We start from the raw sequence: 14,361 nt of genomic DNA, 5'->3' as shown, positions 1-14,361 counted from the left end.
CCGCCACGTGGCACGCAAGGCGGCGGTCACCCCGGTCCTGTCACCGTCCGGCGAAGCATCCTTGGCGATGCTCGCGGGCGTCGGTCCGGCCGTGGCCGCCAAACTGCAGGCGCGTGGCCTGGCCACCCTGCAGGATCTCTGGCTTCATCTGCCGCTGCGCTATGAAGACCGGACCCGGCTGACCCGCATCGAAGACCTGCGCAACGGCGTACCGGCGCAGGTGGAAGGGCGGGTGGTCGCGGTCGAGCGCGGCATGCGCTACCGGCCGATGCTGAAAGTGGCGGTGGAAGACGAAGGGCGGGGCACTTTGGTGCTGCGCTTCTTCCACTTCCGCCAGCAGCAGGTCGGCCAGTTTGCGGTCGGCAACCGGCTGCGCTGCTTCGGCACCCCCAAACCCGGCCATCTCGGCCTGGAAATCGTCCACCCCAGCTACCAGGTGCTGGGCCGCAATGACGATCCCGAACTCGGCGACCGCCTCGACCCGGTGTATCCCACCGTGGAAGGCGTTGGCCCGATGACCATGCGCAAGCTGATCGGCCAGGCGCTGGACCGCCTGCCCGAGGAAAGCACGCTGGAACTGCTGCCCAGCGGTTGGCTGGATGGCCTTGGCCTGCCGTCACTGCGCAGCGCGTTGCTCACTGTGCACCGGCCGCCGCCGGATGCCGATCTGGCCGCGCTGGCCGCAGGCACCCATCCAGCGCAGCGTCGTCTGGCAATGGAAGAGCTGCTGGCCCATCACCTCAGCCTGCGCCGCCAGCGCATCGCCTTGCAGGCGCACCATGCGCCGCCGCTGGCCGGCCCCGGCAAGCTGGCCAAGGCGCTGCTGAAGCAGCTGCCGTTCGCGCTGACCGGCGCCCAGGCGCGCGTGTTCAAGCAGATCCGCGAAGACCTCGCGCGGCCCAGCCCGATGCTGCGGCTGGTGCAGGGCGATGTGGGCTCCGGCAAGACCGTGGTCGCCGCGCTGGCGGCGATGCTGGCGGTGGAGCAGGGCAAGCAGGTTGCATTGGCTGCGCCCACCGAGCTGCTGGCCGAACAACATCTCAACAACCTGCGCGGTTGGCTGGAGCCGCTCGGTGTGCGCATCGCGTGGCTGGCCGGCAAGGTCACCGGCAAGGCGCGCGCCAAGGTGATGGAGCAGGTCGCCAACGGCGAAGCGCAGGTGGTGGTCGGCACCCATGCGCTGATGCAGGAGGCGGTGGTGTTCCAGGACCTGGCCCTGGCGATCGTCGACGAACAGCACCGCTTCGGCGTGCACCAGCGGCTGGCCCTGCGCGACAAGGGCGCGGGTGGCAACAGCGTGCCGCACCAGCTCGTGATGACCGCCACGCCGATTCCACGCACGCTGGCGATGTCCGAATACGCGGATCTGGATGTCTCGGCCATCGACGAACTGCCGCCGGGCCGCACGCCGGTGCAGACCGTGGCACTCAACAACGATCGTCGTCCCGAGCTGATCGAGCGCATCGCGCTGGCCTGCCAGGAAGGGCGGCAGGTGTACTGGGTGTGCACGCTCATCGAGGAAAGCGAAGAGCTCGACGCCACCCCGGCGCAGGCCACCTACGAATCGCTGCAGGCGCTGCTGCCGGGCGTGCGCGTGGGGCTGGTGCATGGCCGTCTGAAAGCCGCCGAGAAGCTGGCGACGATGGTGGCGTTCAAGGCGGGTGAGATCGATCTGCTGGTGGCGACCACGGTCATCGAAGTGGGCGTGGACGTACCGAACGCTTCGCTGATGGTGATCGAGAATGCCGAGCGCCTCGGCCTGGCCCAGCTGCACCAGTTGCGCGGCCGCGTGGGCCGCGGTTCGGCGGTGTCGCGCTGCGTGCTGCTGTACCAGGCGCCGCTTTCGCAGATGGCGCGCGAGCGTTTGCAGACCATGCGCGAAACCAACGATGGCTTCGTCATCGCCGAGAAGGATCTGGAGCTGCGTGGCCCCGGTGAACTGCTCGGTACCCGCCAGACCGGCCTGGCCGGTTTCCGCATCGCCGATCTCGCGCGTGATGCCGGCCTGCTGCCCGGCGTGCATGACCTGGCCGAACGCCTGCTGGCCCAGCAACCCGCGCTGGCCGATCGCGTGGTGCAGCGCTGGATCGGCACCGCCGTGCGTTACGCCTCGGCGTAATGCCGCATTGGTGGGTGTGGACCCTGGTCCACACATCCACGCATGGCGTGGATCTACTGCGCGCCGCGCGCGTGAGTCGAGCATGGCTCGACTCTACAGACAGCGCTTTCGATCACCTTCCCGTCATCCCCGCATGGCGTAGATCTACAGCGCCAAACGTTCCGACAGACCGGGTAGCACGAGATACTCGGACGCCTTCCCGACGCGCTCTTTGCTGACAAGCCCGGAAGCCACCAATCCGTTCAGATCCTTCAACGCGGTCGGATAGGTAATGGTGTGTGCCGCCTGGTGGCTGGCGACGGTGTAGGTCCGGTCAGGATCCTTCAGCGCGTTGGCCAGCAACGCGCGCTGACGATGATTGAGAGGCACACCGCCAAGCCGGGCGGTTCGCAGCACGCGTCGCGCTGCCTGATCCTCCGCATGCTTCCTGGCGATGTAGGCATGCAAACCCTGGATCGATTGCTCAATCGCCTCCAGTTGTTGCGCCACGAAGTAGCCAAGATCCCGGTTGTCGCTTTCGGTGTAGAGGTAGGCCCGCATGTACTTGCCTGGGGACTCCTTCAACACGCTGGAAATGGAGAAGTACTCGGTCATCCAATATCCGGCATTCATCATCGCCCAGTAGAACAGTGCGCGTGCCGTACGGCCATTGCCATCCACGAAAGGATGGTCATAGCCAATCTGGAAATGCAGTGCGATGGCTTTGGCGACAGGATGGATGAACGGTGTGCTTTCCTCATTGATGAACGTGCACAGCCGCTCGATCCGTGCGGGCACTTCCTCGGCCGGAGGAGGGATGTGCAGCAGCGTAGGTGGTGAGCCGCGATCGAAGATCGCAACGTTGTCTTCGGCGGTTCTGAAACGCCCGCTGTCGGTTGGAAGCTCCAGCGTGCCGTCGGTGAGGATGCTGTGCAGCTCCAGAATCTCGCCGGGAGTGATCGGGCGTATGCCGCGCTCGCGGATCACGTTCATTGCCACGTAGTTGTTGTAGATCATGCGCTCGGACTGGTCGCGCGGCGCACGGCCTGTGCTCAGCATTTCCTTTGCCACCGCCCGCGTGGTCGAGGCGCCCTCCAGCTGCGATGAGGTCATCGCTTCCTCGATAAGCGAGCGGATCAGGAACCGTCCTTGGCCGCTGGCAGCATCCACACCCTTCACCGAGCCTGCGGCCTCCCGATCAATGTAGTGCAGGTGCCGCTGCATTGAATCGGTAAGTGCCAGCTTGAAGGGTTGCTGCGTCTTGTCCAGCAACAGCGGTAGCGGCTTCAGCAATGCTGCGCGCGTCCACGTGATGCCCAGCCACCACTGCTCCGCGTTCAGGCCCGCCGGTGGCGCTCTGTGGCGGACTTTGTCCCAGTGCTCATAGGCGCCGTTCACCTCGGGCCCGATCCGGGCGTCCAGGATGGTACCGAGGGTCTCCATGTACTTCCGGGTGAGGGTTGCCAGATCGGGAGCTGGCGCGGGCAGCTTCATGGTTGTTTTCTATAAAATGTTCATCACTTTTTATAGCAAATGATGTTGGGCGCTCCAAGCGACCCGAACTAAATCTGTTCATGTTCGTGAGTGCGTTGGGCGAGGGCGTTGGTGGGGGCAACGGATCCAACCCTCTCCACTACATCTTTGCCGCCGGGGCAGACCGGTATTGCAACGGTCATCATCCCGGTCCACACTTCGTTGCCGATCTGAAGACGGCAACGATGACCCACAAGATCCCCCTGTTGATCGACACCGACCCCGGTGTGGACGACGCCCTGGCCCTGCTGATGGCCTTTGCCGATGAACGGCATGACGTGGTCGCCCTGACCATCGCCGCTGGCAATGTCGGCCTGCAGTACACCGTCCGCAACGCCCTCAAGCTCTGCGACATCGTCGGCCGCGCCGACGTACCGGTGTTTGCCGGCAGCCCGGATCCCCTGCTGCATCCCTCCGTTGACGCCGCCCACGTGCATGGCCGTGACGGCTACGGCGACGTGGACCTGCCGCCGCCGAGCCGCCAGGCTGAAGCCGAGCACGCCGCACTGGCCATCCTGCGCCTGTCGCACGAGCACGCCGGTGAACTGATGCTGGTGATGCTTGGCCCGCTGACCAACCTGGCCCTGGCACTGAAGTTGGACCCGACCCTTCCCGAGCGCATCAAGCGCATCGTGGTGATGGGCGGTGCGGTCACCTGCCACGGCAACATCACCCCGGCGGCCGAATTCAACATCGCGTTCGATCCGGAAGCGGCGCACGTGGTGTTCACTTCGTTCAAGCACCTGCTGGTGTCGGACTGGGAGGCCACCGTTGCCCATGGCCTGCCGCTGCAGGATGCTGAAAAGTGGCTGCAGGCCGATTCCGATCGCGCCCGTTTCTACGAGCTGATCTCGCGCAAGACCCGTGGCCTGTCCGAAGACAGCAAGGGTGGCCGCTGGTATACCGCCGATGCGGTCGCCATGGCCTGGGCGCTGAACCCGGAAGGGCAGCTGCAGGTCGAATCGCGGCCGCTGAACGTGGAGCTGAACGGTACGTTCAGCCGCGGCGCCACCATCGTCGACTGGAACCGCCAGACCGGCCAGCCGGACAACTGCGATCTGCTGATGGCCTACGACCAGCAGCGTTTCGAGGCCCTGGTGCGCCAGGCCCTGGGCGCGGACTGAAGTCTGTTGGCCCGCACCGGTTGCCCCGAGCGGCAACCGGTGCTTATAATGCCGCTCTTGACCACCAGCCCATTTACGGTGTGAGCCCATGAAGGCCGATATCCATCCGAACTACCGCGACGTCGTCTTCCATGACGTCACCTCCGATTTCAAGTTCCTGACCCGCTCGACCATGGGCACGAAGGAAACCATCCAGTGGGAAGACGGCAACGAATACCCGCTGGTCAAGGTTGAAATTTCCTCTGCTTCGCACCCGTTCTACACGGGCAAGCACAAGGTCATCGACACCTCGGGCCGTATCGACAAGTTCCAGAAGCGCTACGCGCGCTGATCTGTCGATCCAGCTTCGAACCGACGGCCGCGCTCTGCGCGGCCGTTTGTTTTTCCCCAACGCCAACCCAACGGGCGTTTGGATGGACGGAACACTGCGTTCGTGTGACAACGCTTTTGCCGATCCGGGCCGCTCAACGGCCGGCGTCTGGCCGCCTGTCGTATACGACTTCTGTCTAGCGCCGGGCAAATGCTGCTGTGCGATAATGGCGTGATCCCCGGCACAGGCCGAGGACGTCATTCACGTGCCTGACCAATGCGCTTGGGCAGGCGCCTTCCCATGAAGGAGCGCACACAGTGTCCGATCTTGATCAGGTCACGCTCAACGCCGGCGATAAGTCGGTCGTTCTGCCCGTCATCAAACCCACCCTTGGCAACGACTGCGTCGACATCGCGAAGCTGACCAAGGAAACGGGGTATTTCACCTACGATTCCGGCTTCACCGCGACGGCCAGCTGCAAGTCCGCCATCACCTACATCGACGGCGACAAGGGCGTGCTGCTGTACCGCGGCTACCCGATCGAACAGCTGTCGGAAAAGTCGAGCTACGTCGAAGTGGCCTACCTGCTGATCAACGGCGAGCGCCCGAGCGCCGAGCAGCTGAAGGCCTTCACCGACGAGCTGGCGGCTGAAGCCAACGTCGATGAGTCGATCAACACCCTGATCGGCAGCTTCGCCAAGGATGCACATCCGATGGCCATCCTGACCGCCGCCATCGCGCAGCTGTCGGGCATCTACCACGCCTCGCTGGACCTGTCCGACGCCGAACAGCGCCGCCAGGCCGCTGTGCGCCTGATCGCCAAGGTGCCGACCCTGTCGGCGCTGATCTACCGCCACGGCAAGGGCCTGCCGGCCAACAAGCCGGACACCTCGCTGGACTATGTCAGCCGCTTCCTGAAGCAGACCTTCGAGTCGGCTGATGGCCAGTACGATCTGAACCCGGACGTGGTCAAGGCGCTGGACCTGCTGTTCATCCTGCACGCCGACCACGAGCAGAACGCCTCGACCTCGACCGTGCGCCTGGTCGGCTCGACCGGTGCCAACCCGTACGCGTCGGTTGCCGCTGGCGTCACCGCGCTGTGGGGTCCGGCCCACGGCGGTGCCAACGAAGCCGTGCTGAAGATGCTGGAAGAGATCGGCAGCGCTGACAACGTCGAGTCCGCCGTGGTCAAGGCCAAGGACAAGACCTCCGGCTTCCGCCTGATGGGCTTCGGCCACCGCGTGTACAAGAACTTCGACCCGCGCGCCAAGGTCATCGGCGAGATGACCAGCAAGGTGCTCAAGCAGCTGGGCGTGCAGGATCCGCTGCTGGACGTGGCCGTGAAGCTGGAACAGGCCGCGCTGCAGGACGAGTACTTCGTCGCCCGCAAGCTGTACCCGAACGTCGATTTCTACAGCGGCATCATCTACAAGGCGCTGCAGATCCCGACCGAAATGTTCACCGTCATGTTCGCCCTGGGCCGTACCTCCGGCTGGGTCTCGCATTGGCTGGAACAGCAGGTTGACCCGGAAATGAAGATCGGCCGTCCGCGCCAGGTCTACACCGGCAGCGACGTGCGCGACTACCAGGGCTGATCGCCCGCGTAGATTGTGCCGAGAACGCCCCGCATCTGCGGGGCGTTTTTTTTGGAGCGGACCTGGTAGGTGCGGACCGTTGGTCCGCACGATTTCGGCGCCCGCGAAAAATCATCCACGCATGGCGTGGATCTACCACCGCATCCGCCTTCGGTAGGTGCCAACCTTGGTTGGCACGCTCTTCACCGCGCCAAGACCGCGTGATTCAAGGGTCTCGCCAGCTTCACAAGCGCTCGCGCAGCCTCAGGACGCCAGCTGCATCCGCAGCATCTGATCCGGAGCGTCCGTCCCATGAGTACCCGATTCGACCCACCCGAGCGCGGCCCGCTCGGCCCTGACGTCGGCACTGTCGTCGCCGCCCCCATCGTCGCCCCGCCAAGCGAAAGCGCCGTGTCCTGGGGTGCAATCTTCGCCGGTGCCGCCGCCGCCGCCGCGTTGTCCCTCATCCTGCTGATTCTCGGCGTGGGCCTGGGGCTGTCCTCGGTGTCGCCGTGGTCGTTCGAAGGCGTCAGCAAGGAAACCTTCGGTTGGTCCAGCATCATCTGGCTCACCTTCACTGCGCTGGCGGCTTCGGGTCTGGGTGGCTATCTGGCAGGACGCCTGCGTACCAAGTGGACGCAGATCCACGGCGACGAAACCTACTTCCGCGATACCGCACATGGCTTCGTGTCGTGGGCGGTGGCCACGCTGCTCACCGCCGGTCTGCTCACCTCGGCCATCGGCGGCGTACTCGGCACGGGCGCGAAAGTGGCCGGTGCCACGGCTGGTGCTGCAGTATCCACCGCCGGCGTCGCCGCAGCGGGCGCCGGTAGCGTTGCGGCGGCTGCACCGGAAGGCGACCTCAACTACTGGGTGGACTCGCTGTTCCGCAGCGCCACCAGCGCAGGGCCGTCTGATCCTGCAACGCCGCCTCCGCCGGGTGCGCCGATGGATCCGAATGCGGCCCCGTCGCCGCCGGTCGCAAGCGTCGGCCCGCGCGACGCGCGCATGGCCGCACCGCCGCGTCCGATGCCGGGTAATGGCCCGGTGGCTGACCGCCGTGAAGTGCGTGCCGAGGTGAATCGCATCATCGTCAACAGTCTGCAGGGAGATGGGCTGGATCCGGCCGACACCCAGTACCTGTCCCAGTTGATCGCGCGCGAGACCGGCATGAGTCAGGCCGAAGCGCAGGCGCGCGTGACCGATGTGCAGACGCGCATGCGTGCTGCGCTGGAGAAGGCCAAGAACACTGCCAAGCAGGCGGCCGACGACGCCCGCAAGGCAGCAGCGTATGCCGCGCTGTGGCTGTTCATCACGCTGCTGATCGGCGCGTTCTTCGCCAGCCTCAGCGCCACCTGGGGCGGCCGCCGTCGCGACCTGTAACCCCCGTTCCATGCAAGGAGACCTGCCATGAAAATGATTCTGCTCTGGTTGTTGGGCGTGCCGATTCCGCTGCTGATCCTGTACGCGATCTTCTTCTGATCGCGCGCCAATGCGAGGTCCACGCATGCGTGGATGGGTATTTGTAGGGTCGAGCCGTGCTCGACTCTACAAAACCTTGCTTCAGGATCTGAACGAATTCTGACACTGAGTGTCGCTTTCACATCTTTTCGGATCTATTGCATAGGCATCACATCCGGGGCGATAGAACCTGAGGGCACTTACTCAGCCACGGAGACCACCATGAACCGACTGCTTGCCATTGCCCTCATCGCCACGCCGCTGGCTCTGCTGAGCCCGCACGCATTTGCCCAGTACACCGGCCCAGGCGCAGGAACCGCTGCCAGCACCGTGGCCGATGCGCGCGCCCAGCGCGACGACCAGCCGGTGGTGCTGCGTGGCAACCTCGTCGCCAAGCTTGGCCACGAGCGTTACCAGTTCCGCGATGCCAGTGGCCAGATCGAAGTGGAGATCGATGACGAAGACCTGCCGCAGCAGGCCATTGGTGCGGACACCGTGGTGGAACTGCATGGCAAGGTCGATACGCATCGGTTCAAGCCGACCGACATCGATGTTGATCGCGTGACCGTGGTGCCCGCAGGCTGAGGCTCGCGCTCATTGCGACATGTAGAGTCGAGCCATGCTCGACTCGCACGCACAGCGCGAACAGCAGTCGAGCATGGCTCGACTCTACAAAGGCGAGGCAATGAGGTTTGTTGTATTCAATGGATGAGGAAAATTGCATAGCCATGGCCGGTGGATCCACGCCATGCGTGGATAGCCCACTGTAGAGTCGAGCCATGCTCGACTCGCACGCACAGCGCGAACAGCAGTCGAGCATGGCTCGACTCTACAAAGGCGAAGCAATGAGATTTTTTGCATTTACCGAATGAGGGAAATTGCATAAGCCTGGAACGTTGAACTAATTCAAAGATTCTTCTTAACGTTCAACGTTTTAGGAATGCTTGAATGGCCTGCAGGACAATGGGTTCCTAACATTCTCTCCGTCGCCCGCAACCACCTCTGCGGGCGGCGCCTCCCTCCCTTTCTCCTTAGGGGAGGGGGGCTTTCTCATTCCCCCCTTGTCCGAGAGAGACAACCCATGCACGCCATTCTCAAGAAGGCCGCGCTCGCTGCAGCGCTGGCCACGGCTTCGCTGTCCGCGCACGCCGTGGAAACCAAGATCACCGTCTACGCCGACGTCGACCCGACCCTGGCCCTGCTGCGTGATGACGGCAGCGCATTGCCGGACGCCGTCACCCTGACCCACGATCCGCTGCGTGGCCTGATTCCGGATACCCAGCACGTGCGCATCCACTCCAACGATAGCGCCGCCGATATCGAAGCCAAGATCGGTGGTGCATTCGTGCTGGCCAACGGTGACGGTACGGTCACCGTGCCGATGAAGGTCAGCCTCAACGGTCGCGATCTGGGCCTGACCCCGATTGAGTACGCTGCAGTCGATCTGTTCACCGGTGCTGGCTCGACCCCGGGCGCGTCGATCTCGATGCCGCTGGTCATCGCGCAGACCGCTCCGGCACCCCTGACCACCCAAGGTCGCTACACCGGCGTCGTCAACATCGTGCTGAACCAGAAGGCCACCACGCCGTAATCCCCGCGCCGGCCCGCACGCCGGGCCGGCTGCCTTTCCAGCGGTACCCCCATGACCCCACACGCCCCCGCCATCACCCGGCTGGCGGTCGCGCTCGCCCTGGCGCTGGCAACGCCGCTGGTGGCGGCGCGCGGCGTCCCGCCCGGCTTCGAGGATCTGGTCGAAGGCCAGACCGAACAACTCGACATCCAACTGTTCGGCCGCTCGGCCGGGCTGTCGCCGGTGCGCGTGACCCTGGAACACGTGCAGCTGGAAGACCCCGCGCAGGTGCTGCAGGCACTCGACCTGCCCGCCGAGGCGCAGGCCGCGCTGCTGCCCGCGTTGTCCCAGCCGATGCCGCGCAACAGCCATCTGGCCTGCCGCTTCGGTGGAGCCACCGCCGGCTGTGGCTATCTCGATCCTCCAGAAGACCCCGCTGCCGTGCGCGCGCTGTACGACGAAGGCGAGGGCGCGGTGCGCCTGTTCGTTGCTCGCCAATGGATTCCCGGTAAGCCCGCTGCCGAACGCTTCCACACCGTCAGCGCCAACGCCGAGAACGCCTTCCTGCACCAGCAGGTGATCAATGTCAGCGGCAGCCGCGACTACCAGACGCTGTCCGCGCGCGGCACCGGCGTGCTGGGCCTGTTCGATCGCGGGCACGTCTCCGCCGAATGGAACTTCAACCAGCAGCGCTACCGTAGCCGTGGCAGTGACAGTGAATTCCAGTTCGACAACGTCTACTACCGCCACGACCTGGGGCAGGCGCACTACCTGCAGGCCGGGCGCATGGACCGCCGCAACCTGTCCAGCCCGCAGGGCGGCACCTTCAGTTTCAGCATGCTGCCGCTGGACCGCCTGCAGGGCCTGCGCGTGGGCACCACCCAGGCCTATGTGGACGCCGATGCTGCCGTGCAGGCCACGCCGCTGACCGTGCTGCTGGCGCGCGATGCACGCGTGGATGCCTACGACGGCACGCGCCTGCTGCAGACCTCCTACCTGCAGGCCGGCATCAACCAGATCGACACCCGCAACTTCCCGTTCGGCAACTACAACGTCACCTTGCGCATCTACGAAGACGGCGTGCTGGTGCGCAGCGAAGATGCGCCGTTCGACAAGGGCGGCGACTGGACCAACAGCCAGTGGCAGTGGTTCGTGCAGGGCGGCAGGCGCAACGAGCGCCGCAGTGACCGCTTCGATGGCGAACGCGTGGCGGTGGCCGGCATGCGCGTGCCGCTGGGCCGCGACGTGGCGATGGTGGCCGGTGCCGCCGACCTGGGCGGCTTCCGCTACGGCGAGCTGCGCGTCGACCTGCGCCGCCTGTACGCCAGCCAGGAACTGCGCGCCAGCTTCGGCGGCATGCGCGGCAACGATGGCAGCACCGGCCAGCAGCACCAGCTGTCGTACCGCCGCACGGCGTCCTGGAACATCTACCAGCAGCGCATGCGCGGCAAGGCCTGCCAGTTCGAGGCCGACGCCCGCGACCAGTTGGGCTGCGCCAATTCGCTCAGCGCCTCGATGGCGCTGCCGCTGGCCGGTGGCAGCGCCTATGTGGGCTACACGCGGCGCCAGACCTGGCGCGCCGGGCGTGTCCTGCCGGGTGCGGAAGACGACCCGCTGGCCGGGCTGGACCCGCTGCTGCCGCCGCCGGCGCCGTGGCAACCGCGCCGCGAGCCGCAGCTCAGCCGCACCTGGCAGGCCAGCTTCAGCCGCAGCCATCGCTGGCAGGACTTCAGCGTCTCCACCCGCGTGGGCGTGTGGCAGCAGCGTGCCAGCGACAGCCTGCGCGGCAGTGACCAACGCGACCGCGGCATCTACTTCAACCTGAGCCTGACCCGCCTGCTGCGCGGCACCGCCGGCAGCGGCCAGCGCCGCTACAGCGTGGACGTGCGGCAGCCGCAGCACCAGCGCCCGGACATCAACTACAGCGTTGGCCAAAGCCTGCGCCAGGACGTCGATGCGCAGTACCGCGAGCTGTCGACCGAACTGCGCGCCAACAACAGTGATCGCTACAGCGCCACGCTCAGCGGCCAGCTGCAGAACAGCCTGGGCCAGAGCGGCGCCACGCTGGCGCACTACCAGCAGCGCGGCCGCAGCGAGACCGCCTACAGCGGCATGCACAGCTCCGGCTTTGCACTGGGTAAGCGCGGCTTCTACTGGAGCGGCAGCAACGGCGCCGACGCCGGCCTGGCCGTACAGGTGTCCGACACCGACGACGTTGACCTGCGTGGCGTGGCGGCCGAACTGCAGGTGGGCGGCCTGCGCCGGCAACGCCTGCAGATTGGCGAGCGCCGGTTGCTGCCGCTGTCGTCGTACCAATCGCACCGTGCCGAAGTACAGGACGCCAGCACGCTGGACAGCATCGCCGCCATCCGCGTGACCGGCGTCGGTGGCGCACGGCCGATGTTCCTCAGCCCCGGGCGGCTGATGCGCATGCCGGTGCCGATCGAGGTGACCTACACCTTCATCGGCAACGCCAAGGATCTCGCCGGCGCGCCGCTGGGTGGCGCCCGCATCCTCAACGCGCCGGTGCCCGGCACCAGCGCCAACGGTGGCTTCGTTGCCGACTTCCCGCGTCGCGAGACAACGCTGTACCTGCTGCAGGACGACCGCCTGCTGCACTGCCCGCTGCAGGTGCGCGAGCGCCGCCAGGTGGTGCTGCTGGTCGGCGCCGTGCACTGCGAGCCGCTGGCCGTGGCCCAGCTGCCGCCGCAGATCCGCCAGCAGGCCCGCGTGACCCGCCTGCTGCAGGAACGCGCGTTGATTGCCGCCACGCCCCAGACCGCTGCTGCAGGAGGAACGCCATGAACCGGCGAGTGTTGTTGGTGTTGATGCTGGTGTGTGCGCTGGTGGTGCTGGCGCCGAGGGCGTGGGCGCAGTGGCCGCCGGAAACGCACCCGACGGATCAGAGCAGGGACATCGTGATGACCTGGGATCGCTCGGCGGTGCCGGGTGATGTGGAGCTGTGGGCGCCGCGGACGGTGTTGGGGTTCAGTCACGACCGGGCGATGAAGTATGGGCAGATCCATGTGGTTTGTGAGTCGAACTCTGACTCAAGTGTGGGTGGCTGCCCGAGTGAGGGTACGCCGGGGCAGATCCTTGGCCATACCCAAATTAGGCTGCGCACAGTGGACGAGCGCACGGGCTATCCAGCAGAAGTCTACGCGATGGGCTTTATGCGGAGAATCATGTCGGGACGCGTTTGCACGAGCGACTATTGGAATGGCTCGGAGAGGATGCTTCACGAGGCGCTACGGTTTCAATGCCCGCCAGATGAATCAATTGGAACCGGCGTTCAACTGATTCTTCCCAAGTCGGAGCTTGAGCGACTTGTCGCCGGTCGCTGGAAGGCCACGATGCGTCTGAACATCAAAGCTGACCCATCCGCCGCACCGGTTGCCACAGCCACCTTCAACTTCGACTTCACCGTCACCGACTACGACGCGATCTCGATCTACTTCCCGGGCTTCGATGGCGTCGCGCCACTGGTCAACATGGACCTGCGCTACGACCCCATCCGCAAGGTCGTCGCCGGGCGCAAGGGCGTGGACATGTGCCTCTACGATGGCATGGGATCGCAGAGCGAATTCCTCGGTGTCACCGTGCGCGACAGCGGGTCGCGGCCACCGCCTGGGCGGGACTTCGCGGTCTGGCATCAGGATGGCGGCAGCGACGACACCCAGCGCCTCGACTACCAGGTCGGCCTGAACTACGGCGGCAATCTGCTGGCAATGAAGCACGGCGAAGAACAGCTGCTGCGTGGCATCGACAGCGCGCAACTACGCATGGTGCTGCTGCCGGGCATCAGCCAACCCGTGTACTGCGTGCCCACGCCACTGACGCTGGAAACACCGGCCACGCCCATCGCCAGCAAACGTCCCGGTCTCTACGACGGCGAGCTGACGGTAGAGCTGCGCGTGCCGACTGCCAAACCCTGATCTCCCCGGAGGCTCATCATGAAGAAGCTGCTGTTCTGCCTGTTGCCGTTGAGTGCACTGCTGGCCCCACCGGCACAGGCCAATCTGTCCATTCATCCGATGCGTGCCGCGGTGGACGCCAAGCACGGCACGAAGATCCGCGTGTACTCGCAATCCACCCAGCCACAGTACGTGCAGGCGCGGCTGCTGCGCATCAACAACCCGGCGCAGGTGGGGGAGGAAGAGATCGAAGTGGAAGCCGCCGATGCAGCGATTGCCATCACCCCCGGCAAGTTCGCACTCAGTGGCGGTAGCAATCGCCTGATCCGGGTGATTCCGCTGCAGACCGTCGAAAAAGAGGCGGCCTATCGCATCTACTTCGAGGGCGTGAATGGCCCCGACGGCACGATCCTGGAGGGCGACGAGCAGGCGGCGCAGGCCAACGTCGGCGTCAGCCTGATCTGGGGCGCGCTGGTGAACGTCGTGCCTGCCAAGGGTCGCGTGGATCTGCAACTGCAGGGCAACACCCTGCGCAACACCGGCACGTTGCGTGTAGGCATTACCGGTGCTGCCGAGTGCAGCGCCGGTGGCGTATGTACGCCGCGTGAGCTGTCGAAAAGCCTCTACCCCGACGCTGCGCTGACCCTGCCGTTCCAGCTCCAGCCCGGCAACACCCTGCAGTTGCAGTACCGCCTGTCGAACGACGGCTATCGCGATCACGTAACGACCCTGGCGCCGAGCGCCTGACCTTCTATCGCCCCGCGCAAGCGCGGGGCT

The 14,361-nt window shown here is 65.6% G+C and carries 11 protein-coding genes; 10 read left to right on the top strand and 1 reads right to left on the bottom strand.

Features of this window, described 5'->3' with window-relative positions; all coding sequences use genetic code 11:
- The first annotated feature begins 7 nt into the window (after positions 1-7).
- Complete coding sequence (gene recG / locus ACZK3W_RS17855) at positions 8-2,119, top strand: ATP-dependent DNA helicase RecG (RefSeq protein WP_197617241.1); 2,112 nt, start codon at positions 8-10, stop codon at positions 2,117-2,119.
- Between the two features lie 144 nt (positions 2,120-2,263).
- Here the strand turns inward: recG and ACZK3W_RS17850 are convergent, their stop codons facing one another.
- Positions 2,264-3,592 carry a Fic family protein gene (locus tag ACZK3W_RS17850; RefSeq protein ID WP_197617239.1) on the bottom strand — a complete coding sequence of 443 codons (1,329 nt, stop codon included), beginning with the start codon at positions 3,590-3,592 and terminating at the stop codon, positions 2,264-2,266.
- A 224-nt stretch (positions 3,593-3,816) separates the two neighbouring features.
- On the opposite strand from ACZK3W_RS17850, the gene ACZK3W_RS17845 reads away from it, so the two are divergent.
- The 9 genes from ACZK3W_RS17845 to ACZK3W_RS17805 all read left to right on the top strand — a co-directional run bounded on the left by ACZK3W_RS17845 (position 3,817) and on the right by ACZK3W_RS17805 (position 14,331).
- Positions 3,817-4,755, top strand: a complete 939-nt coding sequence (locus ACZK3W_RS17845; RefSeq protein WP_032127836.1) for a nucleoside hydrolase — start codon at positions 3,817-3,819, stop codon at positions 4,753-4,755.
- 88 nt (positions 4,756-4,843) lie between these two features.
- Entirely contained in the window at positions 4,844-5,086 is a 243-nt protein-coding gene (locus tag ACZK3W_RS17840; protein ID WP_005418951.1) for a type B 50S ribosomal protein L31, read from the top strand.
- 296 nt (positions 5,087-5,382) lie between these two features.
- Positions 5,383-6,660 (top strand): citrate synthase, encoded by a 1,278-nt coding sequence (locus ACZK3W_RS17835; RefSeq protein ID WP_032127838.1) that lies wholly within the window; start codon positions 5,383-5,385, stop codon positions 6,658-6,660.
- Positions 6,661-6,951: 291 nt separating this feature from the next.
- A complete protein-coding gene (locus ACZK3W_RS17830) occupies positions 6,952-8,022 on the top strand; it encodes a hypothetical protein (protein WP_125894095.1) in 1,071 nt (356 codons plus the stop codon).
- 300 nt (positions 8,023-8,322) lie between these two features.
- Positions 8,323-8,685: a NirD/YgiW/YdeI family stress tolerance protein gene (locus ACZK3W_RS17825; RefSeq protein WP_197617237.1), complete on the top strand. Its 363-nt coding sequence runs from the start codon at positions 8,323-8,325 to the stop codon at positions 8,683-8,685.
- 496 nt (positions 8,686-9,181) lie between these two features.
- Entirely contained in the window at positions 9,182-9,691 is a 510-nt protein-coding gene (locus ACZK3W_RS17820) for a CS1 type fimbrial major subunit (protein WP_197616948.1), read from the top strand.
- Positions 9,692-9,742: 51 nt separating this feature from the next.
- Positions 9,743-12,475: a TcfC E-set like domain-containing protein gene (locus ACZK3W_RS17815; RefSeq protein WP_197616950.1), complete on the top strand. Its 2,733-nt coding sequence runs from the start codon at positions 9,743-9,745 to the stop codon at positions 12,473-12,475.
- Entirely contained in the window at positions 12,472-13,605 is a 1,134-nt protein-coding gene (locus tag ACZK3W_RS17810) for a CfaE/CblD family pilus tip adhesin (protein WP_197616952.1), read from the top strand. The genes ACZK3W_RS17815 and ACZK3W_RS17810 overlap by 4 nt, the downstream gene beginning before the upstream one ends.
- Before the next feature lie 18 nt (positions 13,606-13,623).
- On the top strand, positions 13,624-14,331 hold the full coding sequence (locus tag ACZK3W_RS17805) for a pilus assembly protein (protein ID WP_197616954.1): 708 nt from the start codon (positions 13,624-13,626) through the stop codon (positions 14,329-14,331).
- Positions 14,332-14,361: the final 30 nt, after the last annotated feature.

Source organism: Stenotrophomonas sp. 80084_Sma (assembly GCF_056481995.1).
The sequence above is the reverse complement of the archived record's forward strand: the minus strand, read 5'-3'. Positions and strand labels throughout refer to the sequence as shown.

What these genes read in the sequence shown, in the direction of transcription:
- ACZK3W_RS17850 (WP_197617239.1), bottom strand. Translation starts at nt 3,592, where the DNA reads ATGAAGCTGCCCGCGCCAGCTCCCGATCTGGCAACCCTCACCCGGAAG.
- ACZK3W_RS17845 (WP_032127836.1), top strand. Translation starts at nt 3,817, where the DNA reads ATGACCCACAAGATCCCCCTGTTGATCGACACCGACCCCGGTGTGGAC.
- ACZK3W_RS17840 (WP_005418951.1), top strand. Translation starts at nt 4,844, where the DNA reads ATGAAGGCCGATATCCATCCGAACTACCGCGACGTCGTCTTCCATGAC.
- ACZK3W_RS17830 (WP_125894095.1), top strand. Translation starts at nt 6,952, where the DNA reads ATGAGTACCCGATTCGACCCACCCGAGCGCGGCCCGCTCGGCCCTGAC.
- ACZK3W_RS17825 (WP_197617237.1), top strand. Translation starts at nt 8,323, where the DNA reads ATGAACCGACTGCTTGCCATTGCCCTCATCGCCACGCCGCTGGCTCTG.
- ACZK3W_RS17820 (WP_197616948.1), top strand. Translation starts at nt 9,182, where the DNA reads ATGCACGCCATTCTCAAGAAGGCCGCGCTCGCTGCAGCGCTGGCCACG.
- ACZK3W_RS17815 (WP_197616950.1), top strand. Translation starts at nt 9,743, where the DNA reads ATGACCCCACACGCCCCCGCCATCACCCGGCTGGCGGTCGCGCTCGCC.
- ACZK3W_RS17810 (WP_197616952.1), top strand. Translation starts at nt 12,472, where the DNA reads ATGAACCGGCGAGTGTTGTTGGTGTTGATGCTGGTGTGTGCGCTGGTG.
- ACZK3W_RS17805 (WP_197616954.1), top strand. Translation starts at nt 13,624, where the DNA reads ATGAAGAAGCTGCTGTTCTGCCTGTTGCCGTTGAGTGCACTGCTGGCC.